This is a genomic window from Pseudomonas pudica (assembly GCF_015680405.1).
In the GTDB taxonomy this organism is placed as follows: Bacteria; Pseudomonadota; Gammaproteobacteria; order Pseudomonadales; family Pseudomonadaceae; genus Aquipseudomonas; species Aquipseudomonas pudica.
The window spans coordinates 153,151-173,786 of record NZ_JADLJS010000009.1; the positions used below are offsets into that span (position 1 = coordinate 153,151).

Sequence of the window (20,636 nt, forward strand, 5' to 3'; positions counted from 1 at the left end):
GCTTTGCGGCCCATCGCGACACAAGGCCGCTCCTACAGGGGATCTCCTGTAGGAGCGGCCTTGTGTCGCGATGGGCCACGCAGCAGCCCGTGCATTTCAAGCCGACAGCTTATCCTTCGGTTCCTCAAACCGACAGGTTGAAGTCCGCTGCAGTCACTGTGGTTGCATCCGCCACTCCCACCAGGCGGATGGAGTCGGTAGCACCGATGCTGACCAGCGTGTCCGCGCCGTCATCGGCGATGGTAACGTTGGCGGCAAAGGTAGCCGCGGTGATGTTGAAGGCAGTGATATCCAGCAGGTCCTGCCCACCCGTCGCATCGCTATCGAAGTTGATGATCAGGTCATTGCCGAAGCCTGCGGCGAACTGGAAGACATCATTGCCATCAGTGGCCATCATCGTGTCATCGCCCGCACCGCCGTTGACCGTGTCATCGCCTGCTGCGCCGTTGAGGAAGTCACTTCCGCTACCACCCGACAGGATGTCGTTGCCATCATCGCCGAACAGCGTGTCGTTGCCTGCCCCGCCGTCCAGGATGTCGACACCGAGGCCACCATCCAGGCTGTCGTTGCCGTCGCCACCGTTGAGGGTGTCGTTACCTGAACCACCGGTGATGACGTTGTTCAGGGCATTACCGGTACCGGTGAAGTTGCCGACGCCGAAGTACCTCAGATTCTCCAGGTTGTTGCCCAGCGTCCAGCTGGTCAGCGTCGTGCGCACGAAGTCGGTACCACCCCCGGCCTGTTCCACGATCACGTCGCCGGCATTGTCGACTACATAGCTGTCATTGCCGGCACCGCCCACCAGTTGGTCGATACCCGCACCACCGTTGAGGAAGTCGTTGCCGGCTCCGCCGACGATGGTATTGGCCACGGCATTACCCACACCAGTGAAGTTGCCGGTGCCGGTAAAGGTCAGGTTCTCGAGGGTCGCGGCCAAGGTGTAGGTTGCCAGGCTGGTCTGCACCTGGTCCGTGCCACCGCCAGCAGCCTCGATGACAGTGTCACCCACGTTATCGACAACATAGGTGTCGTTGCCGGCCCCCCCTGTCATGGTATCTGCGCCTGCCCCACCGTTCAGGACATCATTGCCCGAGCCGCTGGTAATGACGTTGTTCAGGCTGTTACCGGTTCCGACGAAGTTGCCGGCACCGAAGTAGGAGAGGTTCTCCAGATTATTGGCCAGTGTCCAGCTGGTCAGCGTCGTACGCACCAAGTCGGTACCTGCCCCTGCCTGTTCCACGAGCACGTCCCCGGCATTATCGACCACATAGCTGTCGTTGCCGGTACCGCCTATCAACAGGTCGATTCCCGCGCCGCCGTTGAGGAAGTCGTTGCCGGCCCCTCCGACGATGGTGTTGGCCAGACCATTACCTACACCTACAAAATTGCCGGTGCCAGTAAAGCTCAGGTTTTCCAAGGTTGCCGCCAGGGTGTAGCTCGCCAGGCTGGTGCGCACCAGATCGGAGCCACCGCCCAACACCTCGACGACGATGTCTGCGGTGTTGTCGACGACAAAGGTGTCGTCACCAACTCCGCCGATCATTGTGTCCGCACCGAGCCCACCGTTGAGTGTGTCGTTGCCGGCGTTGCCAGTGAGGATGTCGTTACCTGAACCGCCAGTGATGACGTTATCCAGGCCGTTACCAGTACCGACGAAGCTGGCAGCGCCGAAGTAGGTCAGGTTCTCCAGGTTGTTGCCCAGCGTCCAGCTGGCCAGCGTCGTGCGCACCAGATCGGTACCACCGCCTGCCTGCTCCACGAGCACATCGGCTGCATTGTCGACCACATAGCTGTCGTTACCGGCACCGCCCACCAGCTGGTCGATACCCGCACCACCGTTGAGGAAGTCGTTGCCGGCACCACCCACGATGGTATTGGCCAAGGCATTACCCACACCAATGAAGTTGCCGGTGCCAGTAAAGCTCAGGTTCTCCAGGTTGGCACCCAAGGTGTAGCTTGCCAGGCTGGTCTGCACAAGGTCCGAGCCTCCGCCAGCCGCCTCGCTGACAGTGTCACCAGCGTTGTCGACGACGAAGGTGTCGTTGCCAGCGCCGCCCGTCATCGCATCTGCACCAAGCCCACCATTGAGCACGTCGTTACCGGCGCCGCCGTCGAGGGTATCGTTGCCATCACCGCCATCGAGCGTGTCGTTGCCATCGCCACCGAACAACTGATCGAACCCGGTCAGGCCGATGAGCGTGTCGTTACCAGCCAGACCAATCAGGATGTCGTCACCCACCGAACCGGTCAGCGTATCTGCAGCGGTTGTGCCCACCAGCGTCACGCCTGGGACCGCCGGCACCTCTGCCGTAGGTGCAGAGGTCAACGTTTCCTGAGCGCCGAACCCATCGGTGTAGCGCACCAGCACGCGCAGTTGGAAGTGGCCCTGCGAAGGACCAGGGGTGAAGGTAGCGGCAGTCGCACCAGCAATGTTGCTGAACGAGGTACCATTACCTTGCTGCCACTGGAAGCTGAACGCCCCCAGCCCGTCCAGGTCGGCAATACTGCCGGTAAGCGCCGTCAACGTCTGCCCCTGGGCTGGCGTGGTGTCGCTGATCAGCACGGCACCGGTAGGCGCGTCGTTGACGTTGGCCACCGGGTCGAGGATGTCGGAGGCGATGCTTTCCTGCACGCCGAAGTCGTCCACATAGCTGACCACCACCCGCATGTTCTGCCCCACCTGTTCCTGGGTAAGGACAAAGGTGCTGCTGATGGCGCCGGCAATATTGACCCAGCCGAGCCCTCGGTTGGACTGCCACTGGAAGGTGAACTGCGGGTTGCTCAGGCCGTCGGCATCGACGATGGTCGCCGTGTTGGCGGTGAGCGTCTGGTTCTGCACCAGCAGCCCGGTCACGGTCGGCCCGGCGGTCGGCGCGCTGTTCGCCGCCGAATCGACGATTTCCAGCGTGCCCTTGGCGTCCTGATACACCGCCCGAACGCGGATGTTCAGCCCCGCCACATCGTCCGTGACCCGGTAGGTGGCGCCGGTGGCCCGGGAAACTTCGCCGGCAGCGACGAAGGTGATGTCTTCATAGACACCCGAACCTGGCAGGGTCTCGACTTGCCAATAGTACGCCACAGGGCCGTTGATGGCGCCGCTCGCATTGGTGGCGCTGACATTGTCGGCATCGTGTACCGCCAGGTTGCTAACCCGCAGCAACTGACCGCTGACCGATGTGTCGTTACGCAGGCCGGTGACAGCGTCGAGGATCGCCAGGTGGCCCGTTGGGCCGGCGTTGACCGCAGTACCCACACCGGAGGCCTGGGCGCTGTCGGCGAACTGCAGGCGTTCGATACCGGTCAGGCGGTCGACACCATCACGCCCGTCCACCAGGTCAGTGACGATCACCGAGTTGCCATCGACCACCACGCTATAGTCGCTGGCCACCCCCGAGAACACCGCCGTGTCGTAGCTGTCGGTGCCGCTCAGGATTTCACGGACGATCACCAGCTGGCCCGGGTTGTAGGTGCCATTGAGCATCAGCGGCACCATCGGCTCCATGCTGTCGTAGCTGGCGATTTCCGGGCCGGTGCCGTCGCTGTTGGCGCGCACGCTGATGCGCACGTTCAGCCACTTGTCACCGTCGAGGATGTCGTCGCCACCACGGCCTTCGATCAGGTCGCTACCACTACCGCCGAGGATGATGTTGCCACCATCGTAGAACGTTGCCCCGGCAGCCAGCAGGCCGGCCAGGCCGTCAATCAGGCTGATGTTGGTCAGCACGCTGCCGTTGGCGCCATTGGTAGGCAAGGTGGCAGAAGTTTCGCTGTCACCGCGCAGGAAGTCGCCATGGGCCGAACCCGACAGGCCTTCCATGATGTCGAAGCGCACCAGCGCAGACGCGCCCGAACCCGGTACCGGCGGCACATCGAAGAAGCGGTCGCTGAAGTCGACGGTCACGCCCTGGGCCAGCCCCTTGAAGGTCGCCCAGTCGTAGCCGGAACCACCGATGTAGCGGTCACCGAAGCCCAGGCTGCCAACCATGATGTCGTCGCCGCCTTCACCGTTGAACTTGTCGTTCTCGTTGCCTCCGATGAACACGTCGTTGCCGATGATCGGGTCGTTGCCGAGCGGGTCGAAGTTGTCGCCAGGCGCACCGTCCGAGGTGCCCTTCTCGATCCAGTCGTCACCTTCGTTGCCCATGTCCTGCTCGTTGGCCTTGCTGCCCAGGATGAAGTCGTTGCCCTGGCCGCCGATGGCTTCGGAGGCGTCCTCACCGGTGACGATGAAGTCGTTGCCGAAACCGCCGATGATCAGGTTGACGCCATTACCGCCGTGCAGCACATCGTTGCCGTCGCCGCCCTGGATGTTGTCGTCACCACCCATGTCGCTGATGATGTCGTCGCCGGCACCACCACGCAGCTGGTCGTTGCCATCGCCACCTTCGATGCGGTCGTTGCCACCATCGCCCCAGACCGTGTCGTCACCCTCGCTGGAGACCAGGATGTCGTCACCGTCGGTGCCACCCAGCACGATGTGCTGGTCACCGGCATAGCGGATGTAGTTGGTGTCCGGGCCTGCTGTCAGCGGGCTGTCGCGGAACACCACCTGCTCGCCGTTTTCGCCCAGTGGGTCGGCATTGCCCAGGCCTTCGTTGAACTGCTTGCTCTGGTCCACTTCCAGGTAGAAGCCCGGGTCGGAGAACACCAGGCCCGGCAGGTGGGTGGCCGAGGTGTTGGCCATGATCAGCTTGGCGAACGAGTTGCTTTCCAGTTCGGCGTTCATCGACAGGCCAGCAGTGCGCTCCAGGTAGTAGAAGCGGTCGCCGTCCTGCAGTTTCTCCATCTGGTTCTCGAACACGAAGTTGAAGGTGGTGCCGAGCATGCCGCCGAACGGGGTTTTCGCCTCCGCCAGGCCGCCGATCCACAGGTCGATGGCATCGACCCCGGTCACGGTCACCGCCCGCAGGTCATCGACGGTGCCGAGTACGCCATCCTTGCCAGGAAGCGTGACATTGGCATAGGCACCGGTGCTGTTGAGGAAGTCCAGGCGATCGGCTGGTGCGCCGTCGCCGCCGAACACCAAGGCCATGGCTGCCGCACGTTTTTCCAGCAACGTGGTAGCCCCGGTGATGGTGCTGTGGGTGCCGTAGGCAGCAATGAAGTTGATCAGCGACTCCGGATGCTTCAGGTGCTGCACCAGGTCGACCCAGCTGGTGTAAGGCTTGAGCTGGGTATCGCCGGTTTGCGCGTAGATGTCGCGGCGCACAGCGTTCAGCGAAGGGATACCGACGTCGCGGCCGCGGGCGATGTTGATCGCCGGCAGGTCCAGGGGCAGGCCGAGCAGGTTGTTGCGCAGCGCCTCGGTGACGAACTCGTCGATCTCGTTACCGGCCTGGCGGGTGACCCCGCGCACGATGGCGCTGGTGGCATCCTCGGGGGTGACACCGCTGGCGGCATACGCCAGCGGGTTGAGGAACGCCGCGATCAGGCCCAGTTGCTGGTCGGGATTGGCGCTGGCCGGGTCGCTGATGACGTTGAAGTCGACGTCGAAGCGGTCGACGGTCTCGGTCAGCATCGAGTGGCCGAAGCGGTACACGGTGTGTGCGAACTCGGCAACGATCGACGCATCGAGGTCGACGTCATACACCTGGGTCGGGGCGAAGAACAGGTCGACACGCGGTTGCACGGTGCGGGCGAACTCCTCGAACACCAGGTGCTGGTACTGCATTTCGGTACCGAACTTGGCCGCCTGGAACAAGCGCTCGCCATTCCACACCAGTGCGTCGATTGCGGCCTGGTCGGCCGGCAGCACGGCTATCGGGTTGAGCAACCACTCGTTGATGAAGGCCAGGTCACCCGAATCGAGCACGGTGTCCATGGTCTGCGCCACCAGCCGGTTGTGCTCGGAGTGGAAGATCGCATGCACGGCAGTCAGGCCGATGTTCTCGTTGACCCGGCCGTCGCCGGCGATGTAGTGCGCATCGAGCAGCTCGTTGTCGTAGGCCAGGTTGGCGCCGGTCTGCGGGTTCACCGGCACGGCGTTGCCCACGTCGGTATCGGCATCAGGCACCAGTATGCCATTGCTGAACACCGGCACGGCATTGTGCGCGATGTCGGCAAGGAACTGGTGGCCGGTGCGCACGGCGTTGGTCAGGTCGATCGGCGCTAGCGGGTTGCCTTCGACCTGTTGGTCGTCGGCCGTGCCGGCAATGCCATCGGCCCCTTTCATGATCACCATCGGGAAGCCGTTGGGCCCCTTGATGAAGTTGCCGTAGGCATCGGTCGCCAGCAGCGGCACGTTGTCGACGTCAGCATCGGTCAGGTTGATGCCCAGTACGTCACGGGCTTGGGCCTTGACCACCTTCCAGGTCGCCATGCCACCAATTTCGGTGTCGTCGGCGGTACCGTAACGGCCGTCGGCGCCCAAGTCCCGGTTGGTGATCAACCGGCCAGTAGCGACAGGCCCGTCGTCGGTCAGCACATAACCGCGCAGGAACACCTGGTGCGAAGGATGCGAGCTGTAGGTCTGGTTCTGGTCCACGAACGGGGTGGTGGTATTGGTGTGCTCGTGGATGTCATCGGCATTGCCGAGGATGCCATCCGGCCCGGGCAGGTTGGTGGCACGGGTCACCACCATGAAGTTGGTGAAACCGCCCTCCACGTACAGCGGGTCATCCGGTTGCAGCGGGATGTAGATGGTGCCGGAGCCCCCCTTGGTGACCAGGTCCAGGCCATGGTCGAAGAACTGCCCGAAGAAGGTCATCCAGGCGTTGAACGGCGCGGACAGGCCAGCATCGGCGGCGGTGTTCTCGAACAGGTACACGTCGTGGTCGTCGGCGGTGCCGAACTGGCCGTCCATGCCCGGGCTGGCGACGATGCGCACGCCGTCCTTGAGCACGTCGTCGTTGCCCACGGCGCCGAAGTTGAGCACGCCGTCCGCACCGGGGTCATACGCGGTGGCATAGGCCGCCGGGTTGTTGGAGGTCTGGTCGACCACCAGGTTACTGATGGTGCGTGGTTGCGAGTCGAATACCGGGCCGCTGGTCTGCTCGTACGACGAGCCCGGAATGGCCGGCGAACCAGGGCCGAAGAAGCCGGCCGGTGCACCCTCGGCCGGGTTGAACACTGGGTCGGTCACGCGCGGGAAGACGTTGTCGGCAGCACCGTACTGCGTGTTGTTGATACCGTTGAGGTTCATCAGGTTGTTGTTCGAACCATCCACCGCCCGCAGGCCCAGTGGCGCGCGAATGTTGGGCAGCAGCGAGAGGATATCTGCCCCGTTGGCGTCGGCCTCGGCAATCTTGATCTGCTCGAGGATGAAGTTGAGGTCGGAACGCACCATGTGCAACCCGGCACCGCCAGCCGTGGCATCCGCCACCGGCGTGGCTGGTGTCGGTACCACAGGCGCGCCCGGTTGCACCACGGTGGTGGGCTGGGAGAACAGCACTTCGGTGGTGCCATGGGCGTCCTGGTAGATCGCCTTGACCCGAAGGGACAACCCGGCCAGGTCTGGTGACACCTTGAACGAGGTGCCGTCGGCACTCTGGAACGCCAGGTCGCCGGCCGGCAGCAGGATGATGTCTTCGAACACACCGCTGCCCGGGGTAGCCTCGAACTGCCAGTAGTACGACACCGACCGGTCGGCGAGCGTGCCCAACGGGTTGCCGGCACTGATGTTATCGGCATCCCGCACGCCGGCCACGTTAACCGTAAGCAGATCGCCCACGGTTATAGCACCGCCGTTGCCGTCGGTAATGGCCGGGCTGCCGACAGGTTGCGCATTCACGCCTTCCACCAGCACCCGCTGGCTGTCGGCGAACTGCAGGCGTTCGATGTGCAACAGGGTATCGACGCCATCGCGGCCAGCCACGTTGTCGGTCACCGTCCAGACATCATCGGATGTGTCGAGCGTACCTTTGGTGTTCTGAGTCACCGTGTACTCGCTCTGCACCCCCGAGAACACCGCCGTGTCGAACGCCGCTCCACCTGTCGAGGTGCCAGGCAGGATTTCCCGCACGGCCTTGAGCTGCCCGGGGTTATAGGTACGGTCGAGCATGAACGGAATCATGTCGACCATGCTGTCGAAGCTGGCGATCTCGGGGCCGGTGTGGTCGACGTCTCCCGGGGCATACACGGCAATGCGCACGTTGAGCCACTTGTCGCCGTCGATCAGGTCATCCCCCCCGCGGCCTTCGATCAGGTCGCTGCCGTTGCCGCCAAGCATGATGTTGCCGGTGGCAAAGCCGGTGGTCGGCAACCCGGCATCGGCCAGGAACTGCTGCAGGCCACGGATCAGTGCCACGTTGGTCAGCGCACTGCCGGTGGCACCGCCGTGGTTGAGGATGGTCACGGCATCGACATCATCGCCCTTGAGCACATCGGCGAAGTTCGAGCCGGACACGCCCTCGACTTCGGCGAAGCGGTCGAGGATGGAAGCCGGCGAAGCGCCGACCGGGTTGAAAATGCCGGTGTTCTGGTTCGGTGCGTTGCCATGGGGTTGAGCCAGGGCAGCCAAGCTCAGGTCGACGGTGACACCAACCTGGTCATTCTTGTTGGTAATCCAGTCGAAGCCGGACATGCCGTCCATCTTGTCCTGGGCGTCGCTGCCGACAAAGATGTCGTCACCGCCCTCCCCGATCATTTCGTCGAAGCCACCGCCACCGACGAAGATGTCGTTGCCGATCACTTCGTCACCCAGCAGCGGCGCGAAGTTGTCGCCAGGTGCACCGTCCTGGGTGCCCTTCTCGATCCAGTCGTCCCCCTCGTTGCCGGTCGGTGGCAGGTTGGTCTTGGCGCCGAGGATGAAGTCGTCGCCCTGGCCGCCGAATGTGGTGCTGATGTCTTCGGTGGTGATGATGAAGTCCTGGCCGTTGCCGCCCAGGATCAGGTTACCGCCCACCAGCATGCTGCCGGCGACGATCACATCGTTGCCGTCGTTGCCTTCCAGGCGGTTGTCGCCGAAGGAGTCGGTGATGATGTCGTCACCGGCGCCGCCCAGGACCGCATCGTTGCCCGCACCGCCTTCAAGGGTGTCGTTGCCGGCGTCACCGTATAGGGTATCGTCGCCCTCACCGGAGATGATGATGTCGTTGCCGGAGGTGCCGCCCAGCACCACGTGGTCTTCGCCGGTGTAATGCAGGAAGTTCGTGTCGGTACCCACGGTATCGGGGTTGTCGCGAATCACCAGCGGCACCACTTCGACACCGTTGATCATGATGCCGCCCGTCGGGTCGGCTCGGCCGTCGGCGCCCAGGCCGGTGAACTGCTTGGTCTGGTCCACCTCCAGGGTGAAGGTGGGCGTGAGGAACACGGTGTTCGACAGGTGGGTGACATCGGAGTTGAGCATGATCAGCTTGGCGAAGGAGTTGTTCTCCAGTTCGGTGCCGAAGTTCATGCCCGCGGTGCGCGACAGGTAGTAGAACCGGTCGCCGTTCTGCAGGGCTTCCAGCTGGGTCTCGAAGACGAAGTTGAAGCTGGAGCCGAGCATGCCGCCGAATGGCATCTTCTGCTCTGCCAGGCCACCGACCCAGAAGTCGATATCATCGACGCCGGTCACGGTCACCCCGCTGATGTCATCGGCGGTGCCGGGGATGCCGTCCGCGCCGGCCAGTGTCACGTTGGCATAGGCGCCGGTGCCGTTGAGGAAGTCCAGGCGGTCCGCTGGCGCGCCGTCACCACCAAGCACCAGCGCCACGGCGGCGGCGCGCTTGGCCGCTTCGGTGTCCGCCCCGGTGATGGTGGTGTGGGTGCCGTAGGCAGCGATGAAGTTGATCAGCGACGCCGGGTGCTTGAGATGGTCGGCAAAGTCGGCCCAGCTGATGTACGGCTTGAGCTGACTGTCGCCGGTCATGGCGTAGAAATCGCGCCGCGCCTCGTTGAGGGTGGGGATGCCGGTATCACGGCCACGGGCAATGTTCAGCGCGGGCAGATCCAGCGGCAGGCCAAGCAGGTTGTTGCGCAGCGCCTCGGTGACGAACTCGTCGATTTCGTTGCCCAGCTGACGGGTGACGCCGCGGATGATCGCGCCGGCCGCTTCATCGGCGGTAGCGCCACTGCCAGCGAAGGCCAGCGGGTTGAGGAAGGCAGCGATCAGGCCGAGCTGCGGGTCGCCGTTCACCGGGGCGAATGCCGGGTCGAAGCGGTCGACGGTCTCGGTCAGCATCGAGTGACCGAAGCGGTACACCACATGGGCGAACTCGGCGAGGATGGCCGGGTCGATCGAGGTGTCGTAGCCGTTGGGGGCGAGGAATTCGTCGATCTGCGGCTGGATGGTGCGGGCGAACTCTTCGAACACCAGGTGCTGGTACTGCATCTCGGTGCCGAACTTGGCAGCCTGGAACAGCCGCTCGCCGTCCCATACCAGCGCGGCGATTTCGGCGGGCGTGGTGGGGATGGCAGCAACATCATCGATCAGCCACTGGTTGAGGAACGCCAGGTCGCCGGAAGCCAGCAGGGTGTCCTTGGTCTGCTGCACCAGGCGGTTGTGCTCGGAGTGGAACACATGGTGCACGGCAGTGAGGCCGATGTTCTCGTTCACCCGGCCGTCGCCGGCGATGTAGTGGGCGTCGAGCAGTTCGTTGTCGTAGGTCAGGTTGTTGCCACCCGGCCCCACCGGCTGTGCGTTGCCCACAGCAGTATCGGCGTCGGCCTGCAGCACACCGTTCACGATCACCGGCGCGGCGTTGTGGGCGATGTCGTCAAGGAAGCCATGCCCGGTGCTCACGGCATTGGCCAGGCTGATCGGCGCGTCGCGGTTGCCTTCGACCAGCGTGGTGACGTCGTCGGCGGTACCGGCGATGCCGTCGGCGCCATTGTTCACGCGCATCACTACCTGCGGCATGCCGTTGGGCCCGCGCAGGAAGTTGCCGTAGGGGTCGGTGGCCAGCAGCGGCACGCTGTGCACGTCGGCGTCGGTCAGGTTGATGCCGAGCAGGTCGCGGGCCTGGGCCTTGACCACTGCCCAGGTGGCCATGCCACCGTTTTCGCCATTGCCATCGTCAGCAGTGCCGAAGCGGCCATCGGCGCCCAGATCACGGTTGGTGATAAGCCGCCCGGTGGCTACCGGGTCGCCTGCGGCGTTGAGCGTGTACTCACGCAGGAATACCTGGTGCGAGGGGTGCGAACTGTAGGTCTGGCTCTGGTCGACAAACGGCGAAGTGGTGTTGGTCTGGCCATCGTCCGCGGTACCCACCACACCATCGGCGCCTGCGGTACGCACGGCCCGCGACAGCACCATGAAGTTGGTCGGGCTGCCCTCAACGAACAGCGGGTCGTCCGGTTGCAGCGGAATGAACACGAAGTCGGTGCTGCTCTTGGTCACCAGGTCCAGACCGTGGTCGAAGAACTGCCCGAAGAAGGTCATCCAGGCGTTGAAGCCGGCGGTCAGGCCGACGTCGGGCGACACGTTGGGAATGAAAAACACTTCTTTGTCGTCAGCGGTACCGAATACCCCGTCGATGCCGGGGCTGATCACCGGGGCGGCGCCGCCATTGGCTTCGACTGCGGCCGGGTTGTTCGCCGTCTGGTCGACGATCAGGTTGCTGATGGTACGTGGTTGCGAGTCGGTGACCGTACCGGTGCCGGCATAGGCGCCGGTGAAGGACGGACTGAGCAGGCGCAGGAATGAATTGTCGGCGGCGCCGAACTCACTCTGCCCGGTCACCAGGTTGTTGTAGCTGCCGTCCACGGTGCGCAGGCCGAACGGTACCTGGCTGTTGGGCAGCAGGTCGATCAGGCTCGCGCCATCGGCGTGGGCTTCGGCGATGAAAATCTGCTGAAGGATGAACTCCAGGTCCGACTTGCTGAAATCTGCCATTTCAATTGCCCTCGATCTGTCCGGAGATGACACAGGGCAACAGGGTCCTTCCCGCGCCCAGTCAGTGTTGACGTGCGCAGATACTGGTTCGGTATTACAGGTGCAGTGGGCACAACACTCTTGTGCTGGCTCCCACTGGCCTAATCATTCGCAAGCCGGCACCGCTGTCAGGGGGCCTTGTTAAGCATGCGATACAGCTGTAACGCACATGCATCGACCCCAGCTCGCACAGGGCCCGAATACTTCAGACTAAAGTCGTAGGGCAAAACATTGTCAATATCCCGTCAAAAAAATCATCGCTCGATGATAATGCGATGCAACTAGCTGTTTTTTTGGCACTTATGAAAAGTTCAGAGATTTTATAGAGCGAAACGATATTACCGGCCACCCAGCTGCAACCTACGCTCCAGCATGTGGGAGCAGCGCAGCGTTTTGGACCATTCGCCCTTAGAGCGACCCGCCTGCGAGCCGACCAGAAGCCACAACTACCGCTGTACGGGGCGCCGCAAGGGCTTCCCGATTTGCGATAAAAGGGAGGCCCCGATGCACAAGCCACCACGCACTCGCTCAGAGCTGGCCGATGTGCTGTTCCGCCTGCGCCGCAGCTTTTTTACCCTGGCCGCCTTCAGCGGCGTGATAAACGTCATGATGTTGACGCCAGCAATTTATATGTTGCAGGTGTATGACCGCGCCCTGGTCAGCCGCAACGTCACCACCCTGACCATGCTCACCCTGCTGGTGATCGGCTTGTTCATGCTGATGTCGGCCCTGGAGATGGTCCGCACCCGCGTTCTGATCCGGGTCGGCAACTTCCTCGACATGGACCTGAACCGACGCATCTTCAGCGCTGCCTTCGAACGCAACCTGAGCCGCGCCGGCGGCAACCCCGCCCAGGCCCTGCAGGACCTTGCGCAGGTGCGCCAGTTTCTGACCGGCAACGGCCTGTTTGCCTTCTTCGATGCCCCCTGGACACCGATCTACCTGCTGGTCTGCTACCTGATCCACCCGCTGCTGGGGCTGGTAACGCTGATCGGCTCGCTGATCCTGGTAGGCCTGGCCTACCTCACCGAGAAGGCCACGCAAAAACCCTTGGCCGAAGCCAACCAGGCGGCCCTGGCCTCGGCCAGCTATGCCAACAACAACCTGCGCAACGCCGAAGTGATCGAAGCCATGGGCATGCTGCCGGCGATTGGCAAGCGCTGGTACCAGGGGCACTTGCGCATCCTGCAGATGCAGACACTGGCCTCCGACCGCGCCGCGGTGATCAGCAGCACCGGGCGCTTCGTGCGCATCACCTTGCAATCGGTAATCCTCGGTGCCGGCGCACTGCTGGCGATCGAAGGCAAGATCACCCCCGGCATGATGATCGCCTGCTCGATCCTTACCGGCCGCGCCCTGGCCCCGGTGGAACAGGTGATCGCCGCATGGAAGCAGCTGCTGGGCTGCCGTTCTGCCTGGGGCCGGCTAAACGACCTGCTGCACGACTACCCGCAGCGGCCACCGAGCATGTCGCTGCAGCGGCCTATGGGCATGCTGGCCGTGGAAAACGTGATCGCCGGCGCCCCCGGCACCAGCAACAACATCGTGCGCGGGGTCAGCTTCAGCCTGGTCCCGGGTGAAAGCCTGGGCATCATCGGCCCTTCGGCCTCGGGCAAGTCCACCCTCGCCCGCCTGCTGGTAGGCGTGTGGCCGACCCAGGCCGGCAAGGTGCGCCTGGACGGCGCCGACATCTTCACCTGGAACAAGGCCGAACTCGGCCCGTGGCTCGGCTACCTGCCCCAGGACGTGGAGTTGTTCGAGGGCACCATCGCCGAGAACATCGCACGCTTCGCCGAGGTGGACAGCGAAGCGGTGATCCGTGCGGCCCGTAGCAGCGGCGTGCACGACATGATCCTGCGCTTCCCGCAGGGCTACGACACCCGCCTGGCAGCCGACGGCAGCCCGCTGTCCGGTGGCCAGAAGCAACGCATCGCCCTGGCCCGTGCGCTGTATGGTGAGCCGAACCTGGTAGTGCTGGACGAGCCCAATGCCAACCTGGATGACGTCGGCGAAAAGGCCCTGGTCGATGCGTTGGCCGAACTCAAGGCGCGCGGGGCCACGGTAATCCTCATTTCCCACCGGCCCAATGTGCTGTGTGCGGTCGACAAGGTGCTGATGTTGCGTGACGGCGCCGTGCACATGCTCGGCAGCCGCGACGAGGTGTTCGCGGCGCTGCGCAAGGCCAGCGTGATCCCGGCGACGACCGCAGCGCCGCTGGCCTCGGTAAAAGTACGGGAGTGACCGAATCATGCAGATGACCCAACACGCCGAATTGATTCCTGCCGAGGCCCGCAACCTGATCGACCTGGACGCAGGGCGGCCGGCACGCTGGGGGGTATGGCTGGTCATCGCCGGCTTTGGCGGCTTCCTGCTGTGGTCGTGCCTGGCGCCGCTGGACGCCGGCGTGGTCGCCACTGGCACGGTCAAGGTCACCAGCAACCGCAAGGCGGTGCAGCACCTGACCGGCGGCACGGTCGAGGCGATCCTGGTGCGCGAAGGCGATGTGGTGAGGAAAGGCCAGGAAGTGGTACGCCTGGACGCCCTGCGCGCGGTGGCCGAACAGGGCGCGGTCAGTGCCCAGTACATCGTCAGCAAGACCGTGGAAAACCGCCTGGAAGCCGAACGCGATGGCCGTGACACAGTCACCTTCGACCCTGCACTGCTCAAGCACTACGAAGGCGACCCGCGCCTGCTGGCCGCCATGGACCTGCAACAGCGCCTGCTGGATACACGCCGCGCTGGCCTGGCCGGTGAACTGAGCATCCTCGAGGAAAACCTTGCTGCCACGGCGGTGCAGCTCAAGGGGCTGCAGCAGGTGTATGGCGCCCGCGCCTCGCAGATCGGCTTCCTCAACCAGGAACTGCAAGGCACACGCGTGCTGGCCGCCGAAGGCTATGTGCCACGCAACCGCCTGCTGGAGCTTGAGCGCAACAATGCCGACCTGTCCGCCGGCCAGGCCGAAAACCTCAACAACATTGCCCGGACGCGCAGCCAGGCCACCGAGATCAAGCTGCGCATCCTGCAACGCCAGCACGACTACCTCAAAGAAGTGGAATCGCAACTGACCGATACCGCCAAGGAGAACACCACCCTGGCCGATCGCCTGCGCGCGCTGGACTATGAAGTGACCCACACGGTGATCCGCTCGCCGATCGACGGCATGGTCCAGGCCCTGAGCATCGCCACGGTCGGGGGCATCATCCAGCCTGGGGCAAAGATCATGGAGGTGGTGCCGCTCGACCAGCCGTTGCAGGTGGACGCGATGATCCCGGTGCAGGCCATCGACAAGATGGTGCCGGGCCTGGACGTGGACCTGGCCTTCCCCGCCTTCAACCATGCGCAGACGCCAAACATCCCGGGGCGGGTCAAGACGATCTCAGCCGACCGCCTGATGGACGAAGAAAGCAAGCAGCCGTACTACCTGGCCCAGGTGGAAGTGACGCAGGACGGCATGGGCTTGCTGGGCAGCAACCACATCCGCCCCGGCATGCCGGCCACCGTCACCATCAAGACCGGCGAGCGCAACCTGCTCAGCTACCTGCTCAAGCCGATGCTCGAACGCGTGGACGCCTCGTTCAAGGAGCAATGACATGAATCGCCCGTGCCTGATGTTGTGCCTGTTGGGGTTGTCCGTACAGGCCAGTGCCATGGACCTGAAGCAAGCCTGGGACCTGCTGCAGTACCAAGGCCCGATCTACCGCGCCGCGGTGCACGAGAAAGAAGCCGGCAGCGAGAACCGCGCCATCGGCCAGGCCGGCCTGCTACCGCAGATCAACGCTGCGGGCTACTTCAACAAGGTCAATGGCAGCCAGCGTCAGAATGGCCGGGACAGCGACCTGGACTATGACTCCAAGGGCGCCAACGTGCGTTTGCGCCAACCGCTGTTCAACAAGCAGAAGATGGCCGAATACCGTCAGGGCCAGCAACGTGCCGACTACAGCGTGGCGGTGTTCGATGCCAAGAGCCAGGACGCTGCGGTGCGTCTGGCAGACGCCTACTTCGACGTGCTGCTGGCCAGTGAAACCATCACCCTGGCCAAGGCCAAGCTGAATGCCTTCGAAGAGCAGTTGGCGTCGGCTAAGCGGCGCATGGAGCTGGGTGCCGGCACCATCACCGACATCGACGAGTCGGTAGCCCGTCGCGACCTGGCCGAGGCAGACCTGATCGAGGCCCAGGACAACCTGGTCAACGCCCGCCGAAAGCTGGAAGAGTACATCGGTGAAACGCCGGAGTCGCTGACCACCTTGCAGCCGGGCTTCAGCACCCCGCCGCTGATGCCGGGCAACCTGCAGGACTGGCTGGTCAAGGCCCAGGCCGACAGCCCGTTGATTCATGCGCGCCGGCACAATTACGAGCTGGCCGAAGAAGAAGTGAAACGCGCCCGCGCCGGGCACTGGCCGACCCTGGATTTCGTGGCGGGCTATACCGCCGGCAGCAGCCAGTCGATTTCCGAACTGAACCAGCGCAACCACTACAGCTCGATCGGGCTGGAGCTGAACATTCCGCTGTACAGCGGCGGCAGCACCAGCGCCCTCACCCGCCAGGCCAGCGCCAACAGTTCCAAGGCCCTGGATGAACTGGACGCCACACGCGAGGAAGTGATCTCTGGCACCACCCGCGAGTACCGCGGCGTGCAGAGTGGCGCCTTGCGCATTCAGGCGCTGGAAAAGGCCGTGGCATCCAACGAACGCTCGCTGCTTTCGGCCCGCAAGGGGTTCAGGGAAGGCGGCACCAGCACCAACTCGGATGTGCTCAATGCCGAGGAATTGCTGTTTGACGCCCGGCATGACCTGTTCGAGGCGAAGCTGAACTACCTGATGTCGCGGCTGCGCCTGGCATCGTCGGTGGGCAGCCTGGGGGATGACGATATCCAGCAGATCAACGATTACCTCGGGCCGGAACTATTGGTTACCAATTGATGCTGCCTTTGTGGGAGCGGCCTTGTGTCGCGAAAGGGCCGCAAAGCGGCCCCGGCAATTTGTGCATTGGTGCTGAAAACCTGGGGCTGCTGCGCAGCCCATCGCGACGCAAGGCCGCTCCCACAGGGTATGCGGCACCTGCCGCATTTTGTTCCATTTCAGGCTATGATCGGTCACCCTGCCGCGGACGCCCTGCCCCATGCCCGTAGACTTGCAAGCGTTATACCCCAGGCTGATCCACCTGATGCTGGACACGGTGTTCGTGGTCGACAGGGACAACCAGATCGTTTTCGTCAGCGATGCCTGCGAGGCGCTGCTGGGCTACCGGGCCTGCGAACTGATCGGCACCCCGATCACCGACTACATGCACCCTGACGACCTGGTGATCACCCGTGCATCGATCCTCCGGGTGATGAACGGCCAATCCCATTACGACTTCCGCAACCGCTACATCCGCAAGGATGGCGGTATCGTGCACATCCTGTGGGCGGCCTGCTGGTCCGATGAGGCCGATGCCCGCATCGGTGTGGCGCGGGATGTCACCGCCCAACACCAGGCCGAGGAAGAACTGCGCTTCCTGGCCCACCATGACCCCCTCACCCGCCTGGCCAACCGGGCCATGTTCAACGAGCGGCTGGACACCGCCCTTGCCGCGGCCCGGCATCACAACCAGCCGCTGGCGTTGCTGTTCATCGATATCAATGACTTCAAGGACATCAACGACAACCACGGCCACAGCATGGGTGACCGCGTGTTGTGCACTCTGGCGCGGCGCCTGGAAGGCTGCGTAGGCGCGACCGATACAGTGGCGCGGATGGGCGGTGACGAGTTCACCGTGCTGTTGACCGACTACGTGTCGCCAGAGGCCATCGCCGAGCAGCTGGCACGTATCCTGGCCGCCATGGCCGAGCCACTTGGCGCCGAGTTTGCCGGCATCGATGCGCCATCCTGCAGCATTGGCGTAGCCCGTTTCCCCGATGACGGCAACGATGCCGACATGCTGCTGCGCCATGCTGATGGCGATATGTACCGGATCAAGCGACAGCGCGCTGCGGCCGGCTGAGTGCTCTGGCGGCCGCTGGCGAAATCGAGCACAACGGAGATGACCATGCGCAATCCTGAAGACGCCTTGCTCGACAGCTGGCAGTACAACGCTCAGGCCTGGATCGATGCCGTGCGCAGCGGCAGTATCGAGAGCCGTCGCCAGGTTACCGACCAGGCCATCCTGCTGGCCATTCTTGGCCGCCAGCCCGAACGGGTGCTCGACCTGGGCTGTGGTGAAGGCTGGCTGCTGCGCGCGCTGGCTGACCGGGGTGTCGAGGCGGTAGGTGTGGATGGAGACCGGGCGCTGGTGGATGCCGCACGTGCTGCCGGTTCCGCCGAGGTACACCTGGCCAGCTATGCACAGCTGGCCACCGGCCAGGCCTATGTTGGCAAGGACTATGACCTGATCTGTGCCAACTTCGCCCTGTTGCAGCAGGACATCATCCCGCTGCTGGCGGCGATGAATGCGTTGCTGGCGCCCGGCGGTGCGCTGGTGATCCAGACCCTGCACCCGTGGGGCGTGGCGGATGGGGATTACCAGGATGGCTGGCGGGAGGAATCGTTTGCCGGGTTCGCCGGGGATTGGCAGGTGATGCCGTGGTACTTCCGTACCCTGGCCAGCTGGCTGAGCGCGCTGGACATGGCGGGGTTGCGGCTGGCCAGCCTGCAGGAGCCACAGCACCCGCAGAGTGCGCTGCCGCAGTCGCTGCTTCTGGTGGCCGAGGGGCGCTGATCGGCAGTGGCTTTACCGGCCTCATCGCCGGCAAGCCAGCTCCCACAGGGGCTGCAAAAGCCCATCGGGCCGCGGTGATCCTGTGGTAGCTGGCTTGCCGGCGATGAGGCCGATACAGGCAAGCAACTACAGGACCGGCTTGCGCGCCGCCCCGCTGCGGGCCTTGGCCATCGCCGCCAGGCGCACCGCGACGTTGGCCGCACCGTAACCGGCATACCCCCCCTTGCGCTGGATGATCTCGAAGAAGAAACGCTCTTCGAACGGCTCGGTGTACACGTGGAACAGCTCGCCGCCCTGGGCATCGCGGTCGTACAGCACGTTGTAGTAGGCCAGTTCACTGAGGAACTCGTCATCGAAATCGAAACGCGCCGCCAGGTCGTCGTAGTAATTCAGCGGGATTTCCAGCAGCGGTACCCCAGCCAGTTTGGCCCGCGCCACTTCGCGGAAGATGTCGTCGCAATCGAAGGCGATGTGATGCACCCCCGAACCGCGATAACTGGACAACGCATGGGCGATGGCGGTGTTGCGGTTTTCCGAGATGTTCAGCGGCAGGCGCAGGGTGCCGCACTGGCTACGCAGGGCGCGGCTCTTGACCAGGCCGTAAGGGTCCGGCAGGACCACTTCGTCGTCGGCGGCGAAATCGAACAGGCTCTTGTAGAACAGCACCCAGCTGTCCAGCGACTCGGCCGGCAGGGCCAGGGCCATGTGGTCGATGCGGCGCAGGCCGCCGGTGGCCGTGGCGTTCTTGTCCAGGCTGAAGTCGGTGTCGTACAGGGTCTGGCCGGCGGTGCCCTGCTCCACCAGGTACAGCAGGCTGCCATCCGGTGCACGTACCGCCGGCACTTCGCACTCGTTGGGCCCGACCAGGCCACGGAACGGCTGGCCACGGAAGGCGGTGGCGCGCTTCAGGGCGGCTTGCTGGTCCTTGACCCGCAGCGCGGTGGCGCACAGCGACGGCCCGTGGGCCTCGAAGAAGTTGTGGCCGAAGGAATAGGGTTCGGCGTTCAGCACAATGTTGATATCGCCCTGGCGCAGCAGCTGCACTTCTTTGCTGCGGTGCTTGCCGGCTTCGGCAAAGCCCAGGCGCTTCAGCCAGCTGCCCAGGCGCGCGCCGACGGCTTCGTCGACCGCGAATTCGAGGAACTCCACGCCGTCATAGGCACTGGCCGCCGGCGGGGTGAACAGCACACCAGGCTCGATCGAGGTGCCTTCCTGCTCCAGGCGCAGGCGGGTTTGCTCTTCGAGGTACAGCAGCGAACGCAGGCCATCGGCGGCGTTCTGCCGGGGCGGTGCGGCGCGGAAGCCGTCGTTGAAGATTTCCAGCGACAACGGCCCGCGGTAACCGGTGGCAAGGATTGGCGCCAGGAAACCGGCCATGTCCATCTCGCCCTGCCCCGGGAAGCAGCGGAAGTGGCGGCTCCACTCCAGCACATCCATGGCCAGGATCGGCGCGTCGGCCATTTGCACGAAGAAGATCTTGTCGCCGGGGATGTCGCGGATCGCGCTCGGGTCGCCCTTGAGCGACAAGGTGTGGAAGCTGTCGAGGATCACCCCGAGGGCAGGGTGGTCGGCCTGGCGCACCAGGTTCCAGACTTGCTGGTAGGTGTTGACGTGGCGGCCCCAGGCCAGGGCTTCGTAGCCAATGCGCAGGCCGCGTTTGCCAGCGTGCTCGGCCAGCAGGCGCAGGTCGTCGACCAGCAGTTGTTCTTCGCCAAGGGCATCGGCCTGGACGTTGCTGCACACCAGCACCAGGTCGGTGCCCAGTTCCTGCATCAGGTCGAACTTGCGCTCGGCGCGGTCGAGGTTTTTCTGCAGGCGGTCGCGGCGGCAGCCTTCAAAGTCGCGAAACGGCTGGAACAGGGTGATGGCAATACCCAGGTCGGCGCACATCTGCCGCACCTGGCGCGGGCTGCCAGCGTAATAGAGCAGGTCGTTTTCGAAGATCTCGACGCCGTCAAAACCGGCGGCGGCGATGGCTTCGAGCTTTTCCGGCAGGGTGCCGCTCAAGGACACGGTAGCGATCGAACGCTGCATGGCGGGAGTTCCTTGTTGTTAGAGGGTTGAGGCCAGGGCTGCCTGTACCGGCCCAATCGCCGGCAAGCCAGCTCCCACAGGATTGGCGCATACCTTGTGGGAGCTGGCT

7 protein-coding genes are annotated in these 20,636 nt (G+C 64.1%); 5 read left to right on the forward strand and 2 right to left on the reverse strand.

All coding sequences use genetic code 11. From position 1 onward, the window contains the following. Positions 1–124: 124 nt before the first annotated feature. Positions 125–11,758 carry a peroxidase family protein gene (locus tag IRZ77_RS09895; RefSeq protein WP_196173441.1) on the reverse strand — a complete coding sequence of 3,878 codons (11,634 nt, stop codon included), beginning with the start codon at positions 11,756–11,758 and terminating at the stop codon, positions 125–127. A gap of 543 nt (positions 11,759–12,301) precedes the next feature. On the opposite strand from IRZ77_RS09895, the gene IRZ77_RS09900 reads away from it, so the two are divergent. The 5 genes from IRZ77_RS09900 to IRZ77_RS09920 all read left to right on the forward strand — a co-directional run bounded on the left by IRZ77_RS09900 (position 12,302) and on the right by IRZ77_RS09920 (position 18,493). Continuing rightward, a complete protein-coding gene (locus IRZ77_RS09900) occupies positions 12,302–14,038 on the forward strand; it encodes a type I secretion system permease/ATPase (protein WP_046613998.1) in 1,737 nt (578 codons plus the stop codon). A 7-nt stretch (positions 14,039–14,045) separates the two neighbouring features. Next, complete coding sequence (locus tag IRZ77_RS09905) at positions 14,046–15,386, forward strand: HlyD family type I secretion periplasmic adaptor subunit (RefSeq protein ID WP_196173442.1); 1,341 nt, start codon at positions 14,046–14,048, stop codon at positions 15,384–15,386. 1 nt (position 15,387) lies between these two features. Then, positions 15,388–16,716, forward strand: coding sequence for a TolC family outer membrane protein (locus IRZ77_RS09910; protein WP_135002153.1), 1,329 nt, complete (start codon positions 15,388–15,390; stop codon positions 16,714–16,716). A 199-nt stretch (positions 16,717–16,915) separates the two neighbouring features. Then, the gene (locus tag IRZ77_RS09915; RefSeq protein ID WP_196173444.1) at positions 16,916–17,779 is read left to right on the forward strand and encodes a sensor domain-containing diguanylate cyclase; all 864 of its coding nucleotides are present in this window, start codon (positions 16,916–16,918) and stop codon (positions 17,777–17,779) included. A gap of 45 nt (positions 17,780–17,824) precedes the next feature. Further along, the gene (locus IRZ77_RS09920) at positions 17,825–18,493 is read left to right on the forward strand and encodes a class I SAM-dependent methyltransferase (protein ID WP_196173446.1); all 669 of its coding nucleotides are present in this window, start codon (positions 17,825–17,827) and stop codon (positions 18,491–18,493) included. Between the two features lie 126 nt (positions 18,494–18,619). Here IRZ77_RS09920 and quiC read toward each other — a convergent pair whose 3' ends face one another. Beyond that, positions 18,620–20,527: a 3-dehydroshikimate dehydratase QuiC gene (quiC, locus tag IRZ77_RS09925; protein WP_153670566.1), complete on the reverse strand. Its 1,908-nt coding sequence runs from the start codon at positions 20,525–20,527 to the stop codon at positions 18,620–18,622. Positions 20,528–20,636 lie beyond the last annotated feature (109 nt).